6 protein-coding genes are annotated in these 5,527 nt (G+C 33.0%); 2 read left to right on the top strand and 4 right to left on the bottom strand.

The window, feature by feature from the left end; all coding sequences use genetic code 11:
- Positions 1-210: 210 nt before the first annotated feature.
- The 4 genes from AC1Q7N_RS11490 to AC1Q7N_RS11475 form a co-directional block, all read right to left on the bottom strand.
- On the bottom strand, positions 211-1,701 hold the full coding sequence (locus tag AC1Q7N_RS11490; RefSeq protein ID WP_001832531.1) for an APC family permease: 1,491 nt from the start codon (positions 1,699-1,701) through the stop codon (positions 211-213).
- A 115-nt stretch (positions 1,702-1,816) separates the two neighbouring features.
- Positions 1,817-2,185: a DUF423 domain-containing protein gene (locus AC1Q7N_RS11485; RefSeq protein ID WP_002494334.1), complete on the bottom strand. Its 369-nt coding sequence runs from the start codon at positions 2,183-2,185 to the stop codon at positions 1,817-1,819.
- 24 nt (positions 2,186-2,209) lie between these two features.
- The gene (locus tag AC1Q7N_RS11480; protein ID WP_001832078.1) at positions 2,210-2,569 is read right to left on the bottom strand and encodes a DUF5327 family protein; all 360 of its coding nucleotides are present in this window, start codon (positions 2,567-2,569) and stop codon (positions 2,210-2,212) included.
- A 9-nt stretch (positions 2,570-2,578) separates the two neighbouring features.
- Positions 2,579-3,229 (bottom strand): uracil-DNA glycosylase, encoded by a 651-nt coding sequence (locus AC1Q7N_RS11475; RefSeq protein WP_001832132.1) that lies wholly within the window; start codon positions 3,227-3,229, stop codon positions 2,579-2,581.
- Positions 3,230-3,395: 166 nt separating this feature from the next.
- On the opposite strand from AC1Q7N_RS11475, the gene AC1Q7N_RS11470 reads away from it, so the two are divergent.
- Both AC1Q7N_RS11470 and thiD read left to right on the top strand, forming a co-directional pair.
- Entirely contained in the window at positions 3,396-4,376 is a 981-nt protein-coding gene (locus AC1Q7N_RS11470) for a choloylglycine hydrolase family protein (protein WP_145376552.1), read from the top strand.
- A 103-nt stretch (positions 4,377-4,479) separates the two neighbouring features.
- Positions 4,480-5,310: a bifunctional hydroxymethylpyrimidine kinase/phosphomethylpyrimidine kinase gene (thiD, locus tag AC1Q7N_RS11465; RefSeq protein ID WP_002458379.1), complete on the top strand. Its 831-nt coding sequence runs from the start codon at positions 4,480-4,482 to the stop codon at positions 5,308-5,310.
- The last annotated feature ends 217 nt before the right edge of the window (positions 5,311-5,527 follow it).

The following is a 5,527-nucleotide window of genomic DNA, read 5'->3' as shown; positions in this document are numbered from 1 at the left end:
GAAACAATTCCCGATACTGAATTCGATGAATTCAGACATCATCGTGGCTTAATATAAGAAAAGTAACAGCTCAACGAACTGAAAATAATCAAAAAAAATTATAAAAAAGACAATTTCTATATTATTTCAATAGAAATTGTCTTTTTTTACTTATCTTGGACCTTTTTGTTCCAGCCTCTTTATAAAATTGTCACGAAATAACTTTTAAATCTATTTATTCGTTGAATTAGATTGACCAGGTTCATGAACCATCTCTAAAACTTCGTCTTCAGAATGATTTAAAATCAATCGACTCAATTCATCATTATTCATTTTCTTAAGTTTTGGCAAGCGAATGATAAAAAAGATTAATCCTATTACCAACCAAATTCCTAAAGCGATGTATGATGGTATCGAAAGTGCTGCAGGAGAACCTGGAATAAGCAATAAACATAAGAACACAAAGGATACAATCGATCCTATAATACCAAAAATTTTATAAACTGGTGCATACGTATTACTCTGTTTATTAAAACTAAATAATTTCGTAGCAGATAAACAAGTAATAAAATATGCAATTGAAACACCTGTAGATGACATATCTACAATCCATGTTAATGCCGTTCTACCTAACCAAGGAGCAATTAAAGATACAGCTACTAGGAAGATAATAGCGACATATGGTGTTTTATGTTTACTGTGTAATTTACTAAATACTGTTGGCATAATGCCAGAGCGCCCCATTGAAAATAATAAGCGACTCGAACTCATTAAAAATCCATTTAATCCAGTAAAAATCCCCATAATAATTGCCACTGCTAATACTGCAAGGCCAATAAAACCGAATGCATCTTGAGTCACTGCACCTGTAAGCCATAAGTTACCATTTAAACTTGTTGCTTGTGTACTTAGCCAGCCTGTGTAAAGTAACATCACTACATAAGTGAGTGACGCAGCTAGTAAACTATAAACAATAAGTTTAAACGTCTTGTTAGGAGAAAAGTTAAATTCTTCAGCAGTTTGCGGTATATTATCAAACCCTACGTACGCCCATGGTGCAATAGAGACAATCATAATGATTGATTGAAACCATCCTTTATCTACACTTGCTAATGGCTCTAAATGACTCAAACTAAAGTGACTGCTAAAGAAAGAACCTATAAACATAAGTGCAACTACAAGGACCATTGCAACACAGAAGTAATATTGTAACGAACCAGACACACTGGCACCTCTAATAGTAATCAACATAAACACTATAAGTAGCACAGTTGCGATAACAATTTCAGTTATGTAAACATCCCAACCAGCTACTGTATATAACTTACCGTTGTTCAAAACATTTGGTAATAAAAATTTAATCAACAAACTGAATGCTGTCGCATTTAACGCAACAACACAAACATAGCCAAATGTTAAAAACCATGAAGAGAAAAAGCTTACATATCTTCCAAAACTTAAAAAACTAAAAGCAAATGCGCCACCAGAAACAGGAAATTTTTCAACGAGTGCGCCATAACTTACAGCAATAAGAATCATCAATAACGCACCGATTACTATACCTATTGAAGAAGCAATAGGCCCTGATTGTTTAATCCAATCTCCTGGTAATATAAAAGCGCCCCATCCGATACACGAACCATATGCAATAGCCCATACAAATTTCTCGGAAAGATTCTGCTTAAGGTTACCTCTATCTACATTGTTATTTTTATTTTCCATAAATAAAACTCACCTCGAGAGTATAGTATACCCTAAAAGGTGAGTGAATTAACTCATGAACTTTTACCATTAAATTGTAAAGATTGTCATATTGTAACATGATTATATGAAGTGATTACCCAGCGAATTTAAGTGTAGCAATCACAAGAACAAGCCAACCAATTATAAATAGAACACCACCTATTGGCGTAATTGCACCTAAAATACGAACTTGTGTTAAGGCTAAGAAATACAAGGAACCACTGAAAAAGACAATACCAAAGAATAATAACCAACCAGCCCAATTTACATTAATTGATGTTGTACCACTTATTAAACCTATAACTAACAGACCTAATCCATGATACATTTGATAAGTTGTTGCTTTTTCCCATATTGACATGTATTTATCTGATAATTTATCTTCCAACCCATGTGCTCCAAATGCGCCAGTACCGACAGCCATCATTGCATTTAATGCACCTAAAATAATAAAAACTTTCATCATTTTGAATGTACTCCTTTATATTTAAAAATCAAAAATAGATTCACCATTACCAACTTGATCATCTGTAATCATCATATTATTAGAAGTATGATGCTTTTTCATTGATTGTGGTACTTTACCACCCATTGCTTCTATTTCAGCTGCAGTTACATGATGTTTTTGTGAAGACTGTTGTTTCATCTCATAATCATCTTTGATATTACTATTCATTGGTTTAGAATGATTTAATTTCTCTATTGTAGAACGACTTTGATGAGAACTAACAAGAGATGTGAGCATGTGTATAGCATACATATGCTTTTCAAATTCCGTATCTGTCTGAGCTTCATCTGCTTGTATCAATTCTTGCTCAATCAATTGTAGAATCTGTTCTTTGTTCATTATTCTCACCTAACTTTCACACCACTGAACTGGTGTTTTCCCTTTAGATTTTAAATAGTTATTTGTAGTTGAATAAGGTTTAGAACCAAAAAATCCTCTAAAAGCCGATAGTGGACTAGGATGTGGCGATTTAATGATTAAGTGTTTAGATGTATCAATGAATCGTTCCTTTTGTTGAGCCGGTCTTCCCCACAGAATAAAAACAACATGCTCACGATAATTAGAAACAGCTTGTATGATTTCATCCGTGAATGTTTCCCATCCAATATTTCGATGTGAATGTGCTTCACCTTGTCGAACAGTCAATACCGTATTTAATAACAAGACACCTTCTCTTGCCCAGTCTTGTAAATGAGGCGAAGTTCTATGACACCCTATATCATTTTCTAGTTCTTGATACATATTTCTTAAAGATGGTGGAAATTTAGCATGAGGTTGCACTGAAAATGCTAAACCATGTGCTTGATTAGGACCGTGATAAGGATCTTGCCCTAAAATAACAACCTTGATATCTTCAAACGGCGTTAAATCAAATGCTTGATAGATATTTTGTTTATCTGGATAGACGGTTTGAGTCGTATATTCTTTTTCTAAAAAGTCATGCATCGCCTGAAAATCATGGCGCGTTGTTATATCATGAAATACCTCTGACCATTTCATTCGTTTTCACCTCAAGCTACATTTTAACATATTCATATTAGAAAAATGACTGATTTTATAAGCATTAATTTTTGTAAACTTTTATATGATTCAGGTTTACAATAAGCGCATTTTTATCTATATTACAATTAATATAGATAAATTTCAGTAGTTTGGAGTGTTATATATGTGTACTGCCATTTCTTTATATACAAAACAACGTTACCATTATTTAGCTAGAACAATGGACTTTGCATTTGAATTTAATGGTATCCCAACCATTGTTCCACGCCATTATCACTACCAATTTGATCTAGATTCAGACATGCGTCTTGAATATGGTTTTGTTGGAACAAATTTAAAAGTAGGACGTTATAGATTTGGTGATGGTATAAACGAAAAAGGTTTAGCTATTTCGAACCATTACTTCACTGGTGAAGCCTCATACAGTACCCATAAACGTTATGGTTATTTTAACTTAGCACCTGAGGAGTTTATTGTTTGGGTTTTAGGTTTTAATAAAAGTATTAGCGAATTAAAACAAAAGGTTAAGAAAATCAATATTATGAATGAAAAAAATACGACTTTGAATATCGTTCCTCCTTTACATTTCATGGTCACTGATGAAACAGGACATACCGTAGCCATAGAACCTCACAATGGCTTATTAATAGTTAAAGATAATTATGTTCATACCTTAACAAATGAACCTAAATTAGATTGGCATCTATCTAACTTAAGAAATTACGCTTTTTTAACGCCACAGAAATCAACCAATCAATTAATAGGTAAAGTGCTAGTAAGATCAATGGGCTGTGAAGCAGGAACAAATGGCTTACCGGGTGGTTATACGTCAACAGATCGTTTTATACGCGCTACATATTTAAGACACCAACTACGCTGTTCCCATAATGAAGATAAAAATTTAATGAATTGTTTTAAAGTTCTAGAATCAGTCAGTATCCCTCAAGGTGCAGTTATCGATGCCAATAAAATACATTACACACAATATCAATTAGTGATGGAAAGTAAAGAAAGAAGTTATTATATTAAGCCTTACTTTAGCAATCAAATTTTCAAAATAAAATTAACTGAAGACCTTTTAAGTAAGAATGAGATGACATTCTTACCTATTAATCACGAATTAAAGATAACATCAATACAATAGCTAAGTATGATGATTGATTTGCATTTTAAAATTATAATAATTTAGCGTACGCGATAAACATGATATGATAAAGACACTAGAAATTAATGGGAGTGAATGAATGATGGCTTTAAAAAAAGTATTAACGATAGCTGGTTCAGATACAAGTGCTGGTGCCGGTATGCAAGCAGATCTTAAAACGTTCCAAGAACTTGATGTATATGGAATGGTCGCTTTAACATCTATTGTAACAATGGATAAAGAAACATGGTCCCATGATGTAACACCTATTGATATGAATGTTTTCGAAAAACAACTTGAAACTGCAATATCAATTGGACCTGATGCTATTAAAACAGGAATGTTAGGGACACAAGACATTATTAAACGTGCCGGAGATGTTTTTGTTGAATCTGGTGCAGACTATTTTGTAGTTGATCCAGTAATGGTTTGTAAAGGAGAAGACGAAGTACTTAACCCAGGAAACACAGAAGCAATGATTCAATATTTACTACCTAAAGCTACAGTTGTTACCCCGAATTTATTCGAAGCAGGTCAACTCTCTGGTTTAGGAAAATTAACATCAATTGAGGATATGAAAAAAGCTGCTCAAGTGATTTATGACAAAGGCACACCTCATGTCATTATTAAAGGTGGTAAAGCACTCGATCAAGATAAATCTTATGACTTGTACTATGATGGCCAACAATTTTATCAATTAACTACTGACATGTTCCAACAAAGTTATAATCATGGTGCAGGATGCACATTTGCTGCTGCCACAACAGCTTATCTTGCGAACGGTAAATCTCCAAAAGAAGCAATCATTGCTGCTAAAGCATTTGTAGCTTCAGCAATCAAAAATGGTTGGAAAATGAATGACTTTGTAGGACCTGTTGATCATGGTGCATATAACCGTATTGAACAGATTAACGTTGAAGTCACTGAGGTTTAAAATACGATATATATAAATACTAGTACATTTTACCCCTCATCTATAGTCTCATTTAATTCCTACAAACATTGTAATTATAATTAAATCAATATCTATATAGATGTGGAAAGCCTGGAACAAAAAGTTCCAAAATAAGTAAATAAAGACAATTTCTATTGAAATAATATAGGAATTGTCTTTTTTATAATTTTTTTGATGATTTTCAGCTCGTTGAGCT

The organism is Staphylococcus sp. GW823-FHT05F06 (assembly GCF_058795495.1).
Note: the sequence above shows the minus strand (reverse complement) of the source record. Positions and strands in the feature narration are given on the sequence as shown.